Origin of the sequence: Amycolatopsis sp. NPDC049688 (genome assembly GCF_040674975.1) — a bacterium.
In the GTDB taxonomy this organism is placed as follows: Bacteria; Actinomycetota; Actinomycetes; order Mycobacteriales; family Pseudonocardiaceae; genus Amycolatopsis.
The window spans coordinates 61,818-75,255 of the sequence record NZ_JBFANY010000014.1 but is presented as its reverse complement, the minus strand read 5'-3'; the positions used below and the strand labels follow the sequence as shown (position 1 = coordinate 75,255).

The following is a 13,438-nucleotide window of genomic DNA, read 5'->3' as shown; positions in this document are numbered from 1 at the left end:
TCACTGTAGCTGGCGGTTTTCCGGCTCCCGCGGGTCCGGACGCGGCCGGATCCTGGCCGTTCCGGCGTCCAGGTCCACGTCACGCCAGGGTGGCGCGCCTTCGGCGTCCTGCTCGACGAGCATCGACATCGTTTCCCGGTGTTCCAGCTCACGCCGCTTGGTGCCGTAGAGGAAGGCGGTGGTCTCCTCGATGTAGGTGGCGGACAGCCGCGCCTTGAAGCGCGAGCCGTCCTTGCGCGGGCGCAGCTCGATCGCGGCCATGACCAGCAGGATCACCACGCCGCCCGGAAGGGCGAGCCCCAGCCAAGTTCCCATGTCCCGGCGAACCGGGTGACCGGTGGTCAAGTTCCCGGGACAGCAGAAGTCTCATCGAATGTAGTAGGTGTGCTACATTCGATCGCACCAGTCAGATGGGGGTATGTGCGATGAGAGATCCAGCCGATCCCGTCGTCCGCGTGCGCGGGCTGCGGATGCGGTACGGCGCGAACGACGTGCTCCACGGCGTCGACTTGGACGCGTACCGAGGAGAGGTCGTCGGCCTGCTGGGACCGAACGGCGCGGGCAAGACGACGACGATCGAGATCCTCGAGGGCTTCCGCATGCGGTCGGCCGGCGAGGTCAGCGTGCTGGGCACCGACCCGGCCCACGGCGGCGAGGACTGGCGGGCGCGGCTGGGGGTCGTGCTCCAGTCCTGGCGTGACCACGGGAAGTGGCGCGTCCGCGAGCTGCTCGCCCACCTCGGCCGCTACTACGCGCCGTACTCGACGGCGTCGCACCCCCGGCCGTGGGACACCGGTGAGCTGATCGAGACCGTCGGGCTCACCGAGCACGCGGACAAGAAGCTCAAGCAGCTCTCCGGCGGCCAGCGGCGGCGGCTCGACGTCGCGATCGGCATCGTCGGGCGGCCCGAGCTGCTGTTCCTCGACGAGCCGACTGCGGGCTTCGACCCGGAGGCCCGGCGCGAGTTCCACGACCTGGTGCACCGCCTGTCCGACGAGCTCGACACGACGATCCTGCTCACCACGCACGACCTCGACGAGGCCGAGAAGCTGGCCGACCGGATCCTCATCCTCAACGGCGGCCGGATCATCGCCGACGGCTCGGCCGACGAGCTCAGCAGGCAGATCTCCGGGGAGGCCGAGGTCCGCTGGAGCGTCGGCGGGCAGCGCTTCGTCCACTCGACGACCGAGGCGACGAAGTACGTGTACGACCTGTTCAAGCAGCACGGCGACGCCGTCGCGGACCTCGAAGTCCGGCGGGCGTCGCTCGAGGACACCTACATGACGCTGGTGCGCCGCGCGGAGACCGGCGGCGAAACGGAGCTCGGCCTCCAGGAAGCGGGTGCGCGATGAACGCCGTCGCCGTCCGGGCCGGCGTGGCCCGCGGCTGGATCGAGTTCAAGCAGACGTGGAGCAACCTCGACGACGTGGTGGGGCAGGTCGTCTTCGTGGCGCTCTTCCTCGGTACGTTGTTCTTCATGCGCAACGCCACGCTGCCCGGCACGTCGTTCTCGCTCGGCGCGGCGACCGTGCCCGGCGTGCTCGGCGCCGGCATCGTGTTCCAGGGCCTGACCGGCGCGGCGGGCTACCTGGCCGTCGACCGCGAGGACGGCACGCTGCTGCGCGCGAAGGCGACGCCGAACGGGATGCTCGGCTACCTGGTGGGGAAGACGACGGCGCTGTCGCTCGCGCAGCTCACGTCGATGGCCGCGGTCCTGGTGCCGTGCCTGTTCGTCTTCTCCTCGCTGGCTCCGGACGGCGGCTGGTCGTACCTGCACCTGCTGTGGGTGCTGGTGCTCGGCATGGCCGCGACGATGCCGATCGGTGCGGCGCTGGGGTCGCTGACCAACAGCCCGCGCTCGATCGGGCTGATCACGCTGCCGGTCATGGGGCTGGGCGCGATCTCCGGGATCTTCTACCCGATCACCGCGCTGCCGGTGTGGGTGCAGGACATCGCGCAGGTGTTCCCGATGTACTGGCTGGGCCTCGGGATGCGCTCGGCGCTGCTGCCGGACAGCGCGGTCGTCGTCGAGATCGCCCAGTCGTGGCGAACGCTGCCGACCCTGGCGGTGCTCCTCGCGTGGTCGGTGCTCGGCTTCGCGCTGGCCCCGGTCCTGCTCCGCCGCATGGCGCGGCGCGAGGCCGGCTCGTCGCTGGCCGAACGGCGGCAGAAGGCCATGCAGCGTGTGGGGTAGTCATGAGTGAGGTCGTCTACAACCGGATCGCGATGCTGCGCGCGGAACGGTCGATCTCGCGGCGGCAGCTGGCGGAGGCCCTCGGGGTGCACTACCAGACGATCGGCTACCTGGAGCGCGGCGAGTACAGCCCCTCGCTGTACCTGGCGCTGCGGATCGCAGAGTTCTTCGAGGTGTCCGTCGAGGTGCTGTTCTCGACGAAGCCGTTCCCGCGGCTGGGCGAGCGGTCCGCCTAGGGTTTGCGCAGGTCGGCCTCGGCGAGCGCGTCGACGACGGCGTCGCGGCGGGTCTCGCGGGTGGTCCGGTTGAGCTCGACGTGCAGGAACGGCGTCCCGCCGGCGGCCTGGCTCTGGACGTTCGTCGTCCCGGCCAGGCCGCGGCAGGGCTCGGCCCAGGCCCGGCAGACGCGGAACCCGGCCGCCTCGAGCCGGTCCGCCGCCCGGCGGGCCGCGTCCCCGGCGTCCGCGGCTCCGGCCGAGAGCACGACGTCGGCGGCGGGCAGGGTCCGGTCGTTGAAGCCGTGTAGCTGGACCTGCGGCAGGCCGCGGCGGGCCAGCAGCGTGGCGACGACGTGGAAGACGGTCCGCGGGTCGTGCGCGGGGTCTTCGCGGCGGCGGTGGGCGCCGTTGACCGCGAGGACCGCGCCCGGAGTCCGCCGGTACAGGGCCAGGCCGACCAGCTCGGTCCGCAGGTCGGAGGCGGCGTGCGGGACCTCGATCACCAGGGACGGCGGCGCGCAGCGGTCGATCGCGTAGAGGCCCCAGGCGCGCTCGGAGCCGGGCTCCTGGACGATCGCGTCGCCTTCGGCGGAAAACCCCAGGTCAGCGAGATGATGGGGGCGGCCGTCGAGCAGGGCGGCGAAGCCGGCCCGGGCGGTTTCGAGCTCGGCCGCCGTCGGAGGGCGGTACGGCTGGCGGGTGGACTGCGCGGCGGTGAAGCTCCGGAGAAGGGATTCCAAGCCGCCAGGTTACCCGGGGCAACGTCACCTTGACGCGCCTCGACCGGCACCGGAGAGTGGGTGCGATACCCACGCGTCGGCAGGTGGAGGAACCCGGTGGAAGCCCGGGGCGGTCCCGCCACTGTGACCGGAGAGAGATCCGGAAGCCAGGAACTCCGGCCGGCGCGCCCGTCTACCCGGGGCGCGGACCCCGAGGAGGAACCTCGTGATCCTGCTTCTGTCCACTTCGGACACCGACCTGCTCAGCGCCCGGTCCAGCGACCGCGAGTACCGGCTGGGCAACCCGTCCCGGCTCGACGTCGCCGAGCTGCCGGGCCTGCTCGACGGCGTCAAGATCGTCGTCGCGCGGATCCTCGGCACGCCGCGGAGCTGGCAGGACGGGCTGGACGCGCTGCGGGCGTCGGGCGCGCACGTCGTCGTCCTCGGCGGGGAGCAGACGCCGGACGCCGAGCTGATGAAGCTCTCCACCGTCCCGGCCGGCATCGCCGCCGAGGCCCACGCCTACCTCGCTCAGGGCGGCCCGACCAACCTCACCCAGCTGCACCGGTTCCTCTCCGACACCCTCCTGCTCACCGGTGACGGCTTCGAGCCGCCCGCCGAGCAGCCCACCTGGGGCGTCCTCGAGCGCTCCGCGAAGAGCGACGGCCCGGTCATCGGCATCCTGTACTACCGCGCGCACCACCTGTCCGGGAACACCGCGTTCGTGCACGCGCTCGCCGACGAGATCGAAGCCGCCGGCGGGCGCGCGTTGCCGATCTACTGTGCATCGCTGCGTACGCGCGAGCCGGAGATGATGGCCGAGCTGGGCAAGGTCGACGCCTTGCTGGTCACCGTGCTCGCAGCCGGCGGCACGCGGCCGTCCGAGGTGGGCGCGGGCGGGGACGACGAGGCGTGGGACGTCGCCGAGATGGCCGCGCTCGACGTCCCGATCCTGCAGGCGCTGTGCCTGACCAGCGACCGCGAGACCTGGGCGGCCAACGACGACGGCCTCTCGCCGCTCGACGCCGGGAACCAGATGGCCGTGCCGGAGTTCGACGGGCGGCTGATCACGGTGCCGTTCTCGTTCAAGGAACTCGACGAAGACGGCCTCCCCCGGTACGTGCCGGACGCCGAGCGCGCGTCCCGCGTCGCCCGCATCGCCCTCGCCCACGCCCGGCTGCGGCACACACCGCCTTCGGAACGCCGCATCGCGCTGATGCTGTCCGCATACCCGACGAAACACTCTCGCGTCGGCAACGCGGTCGGGCTCGACACGCCCGCGTCGGCGATCGAGCTGCTGCGGCGGATGCGTGAACAGGGTTACGACCTGGGGCCGGACGCATTCCCGGGCGTCGACCCGACCGGGACCGACCAGCCCGACGGTGACGCGCTGATCCACGCGCTGATCGCCGCCGGCGGCCAGGACCCCGAGTGGCTGACCGAAGAACAGCTGGCCGGGAACCCGATCCGGGTGCCCGCGGCGCGGTACCAGGCGTGGTTCGACGCGCTCCCGGCCGAGCTGCGCTCCCGGGTGGAAGAGCACTGGGGACCGGCGCCGGGCGAGCTGTACGTCGACAACGGCGACATCGTGCTGGCGTCCCTGCAGAGCGGCAACGTGATCATCATGATCCAGCCGCCGCGCGGGTTCGGCGAGAACCCGGTCGCGATCTACCACAACCCGGACCTGCCGCCGAGCCACCACTACCTGGCCGCGTACCGGTGGCTCGAGGAGGAGTTCGGCGCGCACGCCGTCGTCCACCTCGGCAAGCACGGGTCGCTGGAGTGGCTGCCGGGCAAGACCGCGGGGCTCTCGGCGTCGTGCGCGCCGGACGCCGTCCTCGGGAACCTGCCGCTGGTGTACCCGTTCCTGATCAACGACCCGGGCGAGGGCGCGCAGGCCAAGCGGCGGGCGCACGCGACGATCGTCGACCACCTGATCCCGCCGATGGCGCGCGCGGAGTCCTACGGCGACATGGCGCGACTGGAGCAGCTGCTCGACGAGCACGCGAACATCGCGGCGATGGACCCGGCGAAGCTGCCGGCCGTGCGCCAGCAGATCTGGACGCTGATCCAGGCGGCCAAGCTGGACCACGACCTCGGCGTCGAGGAACGGCCGCACGACGCGGAGTTCGACGACTTCCTGCTGCACATCGACGGCTGGCTCTGCGAGGTCAAGGACGCGCAGATCCGCGATGGGCTGCACGTCCTGGGCGCGGCGCCGGTCGGCGAGGCGCGGGTCAACCTGGTGCTGGCGATGCTGCGCGCGTCGCAGATGTGGGGTGGCAAGCAGGGCGCGGTGCCCGGCCTGCGGTCGGCGCTGGGGCTCAAGGAAGACGCTCCGATGTCCGAAGTGGACGCGGTGGAGAAGACGGCGCGCGAGCTCGTCCAGACGATGGAGATGCGGGGCTGGGACGCGACCGCGGTCGCTTCGGTGGCGCCGGACGAGGCGGTCGCCCGGGTCCTTTCGTTCGCGGCCACGGAGATCGTGCCCCGGCTGGCCGGCACCACCGCCGAACTCGACGCCGTCCTGCACGCCCTGGACGGCGGGTACATCCCGGCCGGGCCGAGCGGGTCGCCGTTGCGCGGCCTCGTCAACGTGCTGCCGACCGGGCGGAACTTCTACACCGTCGACCCGAAGGCCATCCCGAGCCGGCTGGCCTGGGAAACCGGCCAGGCCCTCGCCGATTCGCTGCTGAAGCGCTACCGCGAGGACACCGGCGACTGGCCTCGCTCCGTGGGGCTTTCGGTGTGGGGGACGTCGGCGATGCGGACGTCGGGCGACGACGCGGCGGAAGTCCTGGCGCTGCTGGGGGTCCAGCCGGTGTGGGACGAGGCGTCCCGGCGCGTCACGGGCATCGAGGCGATCCCCCTGGCCGAGCTGGGCCGGCCCCGGATCGACGTCACGGTCCGGATCAGCGGCTTCTTCCGTGACGCTTTCCCGCACGTGATCACGCTTCTCGATGACGCCGTGCGCCTGGTGGCCTCTTTGGACGAACCTCTCGACGAGAACTACGTCCGCGCCCACGTCACGGCGGACCTGGCCTCGCACGGCGACGCCCGCCGCGCGACGACGCGGATCTTCGGGTCGAAGCCGGGCGCGTACGGCGCGGGCCTGCTCCCCCTGATGGACAGCGGGAACTGGCGCGACGACAAGGACCTCGCGGAGGTGTACGCGGTGTGGGGCGGCTTCGCCTACGGCCGCGACCTGGACGGCCGCCCGGCGCGCGAGGACATGGAGAATTCGTACAAACGCATCGTGGTGGCGGCGAAGAACACCGACACGCGCGAGCACGACATCGCGGACTCGGACGACTACTTCCAGTACCACGGCGGGATGATCGCGACGGTCCGCGCGCTGACGGGCGAGGCACCGGCGTCCTATGTGGGCGACAGCACGTCCCCGGACGCGGTCCGCACGCGCACGCTGGGCGAGGAGACGGCCCGGGTGTTCCGCGCCCGCGTGGTGAACCCCCGCTGGCTGGCGGCGATGCGCCGGCACGGTTACAAGGGCGCGTTCGAGCTGGCGGCCACAGTGGACTACCTGTTCGGCTTCGACGCGACCGCCGGCGTGGTCGGCGACTGGATGTACGAGAAGCTGACCGAGTCGTACGTGCTGGACGAGGTGAACCAGGAGTTCCTGCGCCAGGCCAACCCGTGGGCGCTGCGCGGGATCGTGGAGCGGCTGAACGAGGCGGCGGACCGCGGCCTGTGGGCGGAGCCGGATCCGGAGCTGCTCGAGAAGATGCGCGAGGTGTACCTCTCGCTGGAAGGCGATCTCGAGTCGGAGTGACTGCAAGCGGATTGCAGGCCGCGGTGGCTACGCTTTGCCTTCCCCACCGAGGAAGGACGAAGACTTGAAGAAGACTCTCGGCGTGGCCGCCGCGGCTTTGCTCTCCGTGCTCACGCTCGCGGCGCCCGCCTCCGCCGCCGAACACACGAAGCACATGCACACCGGCGATGCTTTCGGTGACGTGACCGGCTGGAGCGGCGAAGGGGTGTTCACCGAGGAAGGTGACCGCGTCCACATCTGCGACACCGACGCCGACGGCCGCGGCGTCGCCATCTACGTCTACAAGGGCACCCCGGCAACCGGCGTCCAGCTGTACTGGATGCACGTCGGCGGCAACGGCAACTGCGTGACCAGGAGCGCGGCCGACGGCGGAGTCTACAACCTCCCCGAGACCCGCGTCGGCTTCAAGTTCTGCCGGTACTGGAAGGAAGCCGACGGGTACCACTCCGGCGAGTGCAAGGACTACGACTTCCTGAACGACAACAGCTGAGCGGAACGCCCGGGAAACGCGGGCCGGAGTCGGGTGGACCTGGCGGCAGTGGCCGCCCAGGTGACCCCGGCGGTGCTGCCGGAACGGCTGGCCGGACTGTTCGGCCCGTTCCACCGCCGGGAGCGGGTGGCGGCGGAGGGGACGAGGCGGGGGCGATCGTGCGGTCCGTGGTGCAGGCGCACGGCGGAGAGTGACGGTGGAAGCACGGGCTGGTGGCGGTCGTGTCACTGCCGGCGGCGAAGTCCCCTGGACAAATTTCGGATATTCCGGCCCTTTTCGCCCATGCACTCCCCCGAACCGACTTTCGCGCCTTGACTTCGTTAATGGTCTAGTCCAATGATCTGTCCACCTCGATCCCCACCGGGAGGACAGATCATGCGCAGGAGCAGACTGGCCGCCGCCGGGCTCGCCGCCGCCACCTTTGCCGCCACCGCCGTCAGCCTCGTGCTCGGCGCTCCGTCGGCGACCGCGGCGTTGAGCAACAACTGGTACGCCGCGGCGCCGTACCTGATGCCCCAGAGCAACAACCCGCCCGATCCGATCACGGTGATGAACGCGACCGGGCTCAAGGCGTTCCAGCTCGCGTTCATCCTGGCGCCGAACGGCGGCGGCTGCAGCCCGACCTGGGACGGCACGTCGGCGGTCTCCTCCGACACCGCGGTCGCGGGCGTGATCTCGCGGATCCGCGGCGCGGGCGGCGACGTCTCGGTGTCCGTCGGCGGCTACGGCGGCACGAAGCTCGGCCAGACCTGCGGCACGGTGGCCGCGACCGCCGCCGCCTACCAGCAGGTCATCACGAAGTACTCGCTCAAGGCGATCGACTTCGACCTCGAAGAGCCCGAGTACGAGAACACCGCGGCGATCGCGAACGAACTCGGCGCGGCGAAAACGCTGCAGGCCAATAACCCCGGCCTGTTCGTTTCAGTGACCATGCCGGGCACTGCGGCCGGCACCGGCTGGTTCGGCACGCAGCTCATCGACCAGGCCAAGTCGATCGGCTTCTCGCCGAACAACTTCTCGATCATGCCGTTCGACGGCGGCTTCAACGGCGGCTCGTCGCAGGTGTCGGCCCTGGAGGCCTTCCACGGCCTGCTGATGTCGCACATGGGCTGGGACAGCGCGACGGCGTACGCGCACGAAGGCTTCTCCGGCATGAACGGCAAGTCAGACGCGGCCGAGATGTTCTACACTTCGGACTTCCAGACGGTGTACGACTACGCGACCAGCCACGGCCTCGGCCGCTTCACGTTCTGGTCGGTCAACCGCGACCGCGCCTGCGTCGGCACCACGGACAACGGCGTCTGCAGCAACGTCCCGCAGAACGACTGGGACTTCACGAAGTTCAGCGTCCGGTTCGCCGGCGCGACCCCGCCGCAGACGACGCCGCCGGTGACGACCACCCCGACCACCCCGGGCGGTGGCACCTGCACCGCGGCGGAGTGGGACCGGACGAAGGTCTACGTCAAGGACAACGTCGTCTCGCACAACAGCCACAAGTGGACGGCCAAGTGGTGGACGCAGGGCGAAGAGCCCGGCACCACCGGCGAATGGGGCGTCTGGCAGGACAACGGCGCCTGTTAGCAGCTCAGAAGTCGAGGTGGGTGTTCTCGCGCTGGACCTCCGGGGTCAGCGCGGGCACCTCGACGACGTGCCGCCCGGCCTCCCGCAGCAGCTCGGTACCCCGGGCGTCGACGAAGACGGGCGGCTCGCGCCAGGCGAACACGACCCGCGGGATCCCGGCGTCGAGGATCAGCTGCGTGCAGCTGCGCGGGTGGGAACTGCGGTGGCTGCACGGTTCCAGTGAGCTGTACATCGTCGCGCCGGCCAGCCGCGGGTCGCCGGCGCACTTGGCCAGCGCGGCTTCTTCGGCGTGGTTGCCCGGGTCGCCTTCGCCGGAGTGCCCGGTGGCGACGACCTCGCCTCCGGCGTCGGTGATCACGGCCCCGACCCGGAACGTGTGGCTGGGCGGGCAAAGTGCGGCGAGCGCGATGGCTTCCTTGAGGCGCTGGACGTCCCGGCCGGCCGGTTCGTCGGCGGCGCGGTACCGGAGGATCGCCATGCCCTGCAGTTCCTGCACGCTGACCAGGGTGAGCGGCCGCGGGTAGAGCCCGGGCCCGACGAACCGAGGGGCGTCCGGCTGCCCGACGAAGAACGGCGCGATCGCGAGCCGCAGCTCGTCGGCGAGCCCTTCGGTGAGGAACCGGGTGTGGATCCCGCCGCCGCCCTCGACCAGCAGGTGCCGGATTCCGCGCGCCCCGAGGTCGTCGAGCACGCGCCCGAAATCGGACGGATTCCCGGCGTCGACGACGGTGGCGACGTGCTTCAGCCCGTCGGCGGCCCCGGGCGGCGCGTAGACGATCTTTTCGGTGTCCCCGACGGTGAAGAACTGCGCGTCCGGGTCGAGGCCGCGGGTGGTCACGGTGACCTTGACGGGCTGTTCGGGCTTGCCCTGCGCCAAGCGGTTCCGCCGCAGCTCCGGGGAGCGGACGAGCAGCCGCGGGTTGTCGGCCCGGACGGTGCCGGCCCCGACGAGGATGGCGTCGGCCTCGGCCCGCAACCGGTCCACGACGGCGAAGTCGTCCTCAGTGGACAGCACCAGCCGTTCGGGTGAGGTGTCGTCGAGGAAGCCGTCGAGCGACTGCGCGGCGGACAGCAGGACGTGCGGCCGGGAGATCACCGGGCCCAGTATGCCGTAACGCCGGGGGCGATCCCGGCGTCCTACGACGTATCCCTGTCGAGCCCATCCCCCGGAGCTTTCTGAACATGACGACGCGAGGCTGGTACAAGGAGCGGACGCTCACCACGGTCGACACGGTCGGCCGGGAGGTGTCGGTGACCACCGGGCTCACCCGCGACCCCGAAGGCCGGCTGGTCGCGGCGATCGCGATCAGCGACGGACCGACGGCCATCTACCGCTACGCCGGCGACGCCGGTGAGAGAACGGAGCTGGTGACCAACGCCGCGGACACGGTGACGGAGCTGCGGAAGCTCGCCGACCTGCCACCGGCGCGCTGACGGCCGGTCGCCTGAGCCGGGTGGAACGCCGGTGGACGTCGTCCGCCGGCGTGCACCGGCGTTCCGCCGCCTTCCCGGTTCGGGCCGGTCCGCCGCCTTCCCAGTTTCGGGCCGGTCCGCCGCCTTCCGGCGCCCGGGCCCGGTCCGCCGCGGTTCTGGTTCCGGTCGGGTACCCCACCTGCTCGCTTCGGGGCCCGAGCTGCCGCCTTTAAGCGCCCGGCCGGGTCTGCCGCCTTGAACCGGGCGAGCAGCTCCTGCCCGGCGGACGTTCGCCGGTCAGGCCGGCAGGACGGCGTACTGGCGGACGTAGAGGTCGGTGTAGGTCACCGGGCCGCGGGGGCCGGGGACCTTGTCGAGGTTGATGCCGGTTTCCGGGACGGCGAGCAGCTTGAAGCCGTCGAGGAGGCGGGTCGGGGCGTTCCAGAAGACGCCGGTGCCGGTGTAGCCGTCGAAGAACGCGTCGGCGGCGGCCTCGTCTTCGGTGGCGATGCCCGCGGCCAGGCCCGAGGTCTGCTCGTTGGCGATCCGGACGGCGTCGGCGAGCGAGCCGACCTTGGCCACCGTGACGGTCGCCTCGCGGTCGGAGTCCAGCGCCCACTCGTACCCGATCGGGTGCTCGTGCGGCGCGAGCGAAGGCGTGACCCCGCGGTCGGCGAGCGCCTCCGAGAGGGCAGGCCAGGCGTCGTCGTGGAGGTCTTCGTGGATGAGCAGCAGGTTGAGCCGGTTGCAGACGCCCAGCCGGTCGAGGCTGGCGTGGACGAGGTCCCGGGCCTTGGCGACGTCCGCGCCGCGGTCGACGTACAGGACACCGCCGCCGTCGGCGTGGGCGAGGGTGCGCACGCCGTGGACGGCCGCCTCGGTGGCGAGGGCCCGGGTGCTGTCCCCGCTGCCCCGCAGGATGACCAGCGGCACGAGGCCGGGCAACCGCACGAGCGCGGACGCGGCCTCCCGCTCGACCCGCGGCACGAGCTGGATGCAGTCGGCGTCGATGCCCGCCTCGGCGAGCGCGGGCGCGATGACGACGTCACGCAGCCGCTGGGCCGACCCGAGCGCCGCGGAGCCGGTCCGCAGCACGCCGGCGTTGCGCGACTTGACCAGCTGCGAAGCCACGTCGACGGTCACGTTCGGCCGGGCCTCGTAGTTCGCCCCGATGACGCCGACGGGCCGCCGCCGTTCGACGAGCCGCAGCCCGCCGTCCAGGGTGGACACGTCGACGGAGCGCTCCTGGTGCGGGGCACCGGCGAGCAGCCGCAGCTGTTCGGCCATGCCGGTCAGCCGTTCCGGGGTGATGGTGAGCCGGTCGAGCAGCCCGGCGCTCATCCCGTCGGCCGTGGCGCGTTCGACGTCGGCCTGGTTCGCCTCGAGGATCGCGTCCCGGTGCGCGAGCAGCCGCTCGGCCATCCCGACGAGGGCGGCATCAACGGCCTCGGCCCGGGCGGCGGCCAGCGACGGAGCGGCGTCCTTCGCCGCCCGCGCGCACGCTTCCACGGCCTTGGCGACCTCGTCCATCGTTCGTCTCCCTCCGCGCGGACCAGCGAGAGCCCAGTCTGCCGCATGCACCACCCCACCTTGGCGACGCCCCTGACCGCGGCGGCTGCGGGCGGAACGCAACCGCCGAGGGTGGCGGGCGCGTGGACGGCGGGCACCCGCGCGGGCCTTGACGAACGGCAGGCCCGCACGGCACCTGGGCGCACGTCGGCGGCGGCCGGGGCCGGTATCGCCTGGCGGATCCAGCTCCGGCCGGTTCCGCCAGGCGACGGCGGGGCAAGGCCGCGGCCAGGGACCGGGCGCCCGCGACACCCGGGGCGAGCAACCACCCGCCGACCGCGGCCGGCCGTGCTTCGAGGCCCGGGCCGCAACCTAGGACCGCCCGCAGCCCACGATGGCATCGCCGCCGACCCGCGACCGCCCTGCGCTGCAGCCGGATCCAGGCGACCCCAGTCAGCGCCCACCCGTGGCGGGCCTCCCTCGCGACCAGCTCCCGCCGACCCCGGACCGCGACACAGGACCGCCGCAGCCCACGGCGGCATCGGCGCCGCCATGGACCGACTCCAACCGGCGCCGGCCGGTGGCGGTCCTAAGCCGCGGTCGGCTCCGGCCGACCCAGGCGGCGCAGGCTACGCCGCGGCCGGATTCAGGCGCCCCAACCGGCGCCGATCCGCGGCATGCCTACGTCGCGACCGGCTCCAGCAGCCACAAGCCGCCTGCGAAGAGGCAGCTGATCGTTGCCACCGCGAAGACCAGTACCCACAGCGCCGGGGGGACCGCCGTGAGGCGGCCCAGCTGGTCTGCGTCGGAGTCGCGGGCCTGGCCGCGGCGTCGCTTGAGCTGGAGCTCGATCACCGGGCGGACGCCGCCGAACAGGAGGAACCAGGTCAGCAGGTAGCTGAACGGTGCCTGTACCTCGACCGGCGCCACGAACGCGACCAGCGCCAGCACCACCGCGCTCGCCACCACGGTGAACACCCCGTAGGCGTTGCGGATCAGCACCAGCACGCCGAGCAGCAGCAGGGCGATCAGGACCAGCACCGTGCCGACCAGGTCGGCGCCCAGCAGGCTGGCGAACAGCAGCCCGAGCACCGAGGGCGCCAGATACCCCGCCATCGCGGTGAATGCCATGCCCGGCCCTTCGGGCTTGCCGCGCGAGACGGTGACGCCCGAGGTGTCCGAGTGCAGCTTGATGCCCTGCAAGCGCCGTCCGACCAGCACCGCGGCCAGTGCGTGCCCGGCCTCGTGCACCATCGTCACGACGTTTCGCGCCCGTCGCCACGGTGTCCCGCCGACCAGCACGACCAGCAGGGCCACGCCCCCGGCGACCAGGGTGATCACCGCCGGGGTCTGGGCCTGTTCGAGCAGCGAACCGGCCGGTGAGGGGTCGGGGGTGGCTGCGCGGAACGTCGACAGGGTGTCACCGGCCGGGCCCTCGAGCGCGAGAGGAACGGGCGAGCTCACCCGGACACCTCACCACAGGCGACATCTGGCTACTGTGAGTCCCCACCGCTGGCCGTTTCG

General features: G+C 72.1%; 12 protein-coding genes and 1 riboswitch. Of the genes, 7 read left to right on the top strand and 5 right to left on the bottom strand.

Annotation, left to right across the window (positions count from 1 at the left end):
• Positions 1 to 315 carry a DUF6191 domain-containing protein gene (locus tag AB0J55_RS33905; RefSeq protein WP_364257914.1) on the bottom strand — a complete coding sequence of 105 codons (315 nt, stop codon included), beginning with the start codon at positions 313 to 315 and terminating at the stop codon, positions 1 to 3.
• Between the two features lie 110 nt (positions 316 to 425).
• On the opposite strand from AB0J55_RS33905, the gene AB0J55_RS33900 reads away from it, so the two are divergent.
• Genes AB0J55_RS33900 through AB0J55_RS33890 form a run of 3 tightly spaced genes read left to right on the top strand, consistent with a single transcriptional unit; the run spans position 426 to position 2,430 of the window.
• Positions 426 to 1,352: an ABC transporter ATP-binding protein gene (locus AB0J55_RS33900; RefSeq protein WP_364257911.1), complete on the top strand. Its 927-nt coding sequence runs from the start codon at positions 426 to 428 to the stop codon at positions 1,350 to 1,352.
• Positions 1,349 to 2,194 carry an ABC transporter permease gene (locus AB0J55_RS33895; protein ID WP_364257908.1) on the top strand — a complete coding sequence of 282 codons (846 nt, stop codon included), beginning with the start codon at positions 1,349 to 1,351 and terminating at the stop codon, positions 2,192 to 2,194. The genes AB0J55_RS33900 and AB0J55_RS33895 overlap by 4 nt, the downstream gene beginning before the upstream one ends.
• A 2-nt stretch (positions 2,195 to 2,196) precedes the next feature.
• On the top strand, positions 2,197 to 2,430 hold the full coding sequence (locus AB0J55_RS33890) for a helix-turn-helix transcriptional regulator (RefSeq protein WP_043784651.1): 234 nt from the start codon (positions 2,197 to 2,199) through the stop codon (positions 2,428 to 2,430).
• Here the strand turns inward: AB0J55_RS33890 and AB0J55_RS33885 are convergent.
• Positions 2,427 to 3,152 carry a hypothetical protein gene (locus AB0J55_RS33885; RefSeq protein ID WP_364257904.1) on the bottom strand — a complete coding sequence of 242 codons (726 nt, stop codon included), beginning with the start codon at positions 3,150 to 3,152 and terminating at the stop codon, positions 2,427 to 2,429. The two genes, AB0J55_RS33890 and AB0J55_RS33885, sit on opposite strands and share 4 nt — an antisense overlap.
• Before the next feature lie 86 nt (positions 3,153 to 3,238).
• Positions 3,239 to 3,308: riboswitch (cobalamin riboswitch) on the top strand.
• A 49-nt stretch (positions 3,309 to 3,357) separates the two neighbouring features.
• On the opposite strand from AB0J55_RS33885, the gene cobN reads away from it, so the two are divergent.
• The 3 genes from cobN (at position 3,358) to AB0J55_RS33870 (ending at position 8,992) form a co-directional block, all read left to right on the top strand.
• Positions 3,358 to 6,921 carry a cobaltochelatase subunit CobN gene (gene cobN, locus AB0J55_RS33880; protein ID WP_364257901.1) on the top strand — a complete coding sequence of 1,188 codons (3,564 nt, stop codon included), beginning with the start codon at positions 3,358 to 3,360 and terminating at the stop codon, positions 6,919 to 6,921.
• A gap of 64 nt (positions 6,922 to 6,985) precedes the next feature.
• Positions 6,986 to 7,411 carry a hypothetical protein gene (locus AB0J55_RS33875; protein ID WP_364257898.1) on the top strand — a complete coding sequence of 142 codons (426 nt, stop codon included), beginning with the start codon at positions 6,986 to 6,988 and terminating at the stop codon, positions 7,409 to 7,411.
• Positions 7,412 to 7,786: 375 nt separating this feature from the next.
• The gene (locus AB0J55_RS33870) at positions 7,787 to 8,992 is read left to right on the top strand and encodes a chitinase (protein ID WP_364257895.1); all 1,206 of its coding nucleotides are present in this window, start codon (positions 7,787 to 7,789) and stop codon (positions 8,990 to 8,992) included.
• Between the two features lie 4 nt (positions 8,993 to 8,996).
• Here AB0J55_RS33870 and AB0J55_RS33865 read toward each other — a convergent pair whose 3' ends face one another.
• A complete protein-coding gene (locus AB0J55_RS33865; protein WP_364257892.1) occupies positions 8,997 to 10,088 on the bottom strand; it encodes a dihydrofolate reductase family protein in 1,092 nt (363 codons plus the stop codon).
• 86 nt (positions 10,089 to 10,174) lie between these two features.
• Between AB0J55_RS33865 and AB0J55_RS33860 the strand changes: the two genes are divergently transcribed.
• Positions 10,175 to 10,426, top strand: coding sequence for a hypothetical protein (locus AB0J55_RS33860; RefSeq protein ID WP_364257889.1), 252 nt, complete (start codon positions 10,175 to 10,177; stop codon positions 10,424 to 10,426).
• 276 nt (positions 10,427 to 10,702) lie between these two features.
• On the opposite strand, the gene AB0J55_RS33855 is transcribed toward AB0J55_RS33860, so the two are convergent.
• Together AB0J55_RS33855 and AB0J55_RS33850 are read right to left on the bottom strand one after the other, a co-directional pair.
• Positions 10,703 to 11,935: an aldehyde dehydrogenase family protein gene (locus tag AB0J55_RS33855; RefSeq protein ID WP_364257886.1), complete on the bottom strand. Its 1,233-nt coding sequence runs from the start codon at positions 11,933 to 11,935 to the stop codon at positions 10,703 to 10,705.
• 660 nt (positions 11,936 to 12,595) lie between these two features.
• Positions 12,596 to 13,378 (bottom strand): M50 family metallopeptidase, encoded by a 783-nt coding sequence (locus tag AB0J55_RS33850; protein WP_364257883.1) that lies wholly within the window; start codon positions 13,376 to 13,378, stop codon positions 12,596 to 12,598.
• Positions 13,379 to 13,438: the final 60 nt, after the last annotated feature.

Excerpts from the sequence above, each read along its gene's own strand:
- AB0J55_RS33905 (WP_364257914.1), bottom strand. The coding sequence starts at position 315 with ATGGGAACTTGGCTGGGGCTCGCCCTTCCGGGCGGCGTGGTGATCCTG.
- AB0J55_RS33900 (WP_364257911.1), top strand. The coding sequence starts at position 426 with ATGAGAGATCCAGCCGATCCCGTCGTCCGCGTGCGCGGGCTGCGGATG.
- AB0J55_RS33895 (WP_364257908.1), top strand. The coding sequence starts at position 1,349 with ATGAACGCCGTCGCCGTCCGGGCCGGCGTGGCCCGCGGCTGGATCGAG.
- AB0J55_RS33890 (WP_043784651.1), top strand. The coding sequence starts at position 2,197 with ATGAGTGAGGTCGTCTACAACCGGATCGCGATGCTGCGCGCGGAACGG.
- AB0J55_RS33870 (WP_364257895.1), top strand. The coding sequence starts at position 7,787 with ATGCGCAGGAGCAGACTGGCCGCCGCCGGGCTCGCCGCCGCCACCTTT.
- AB0J55_RS33860 (WP_364257889.1), top strand. The coding sequence starts at position 10,175 with ATGACGACGCGAGGCTGGTACAAGGAGCGGACGCTCACCACGGTCGAC.
- AB0J55_RS33855 (WP_364257886.1), bottom strand. The coding sequence starts at position 11,935 with ATGGACGAGGTCGCCAAGGCCGTGGAAGCGTGCGCGCGGGCGGCGAAG.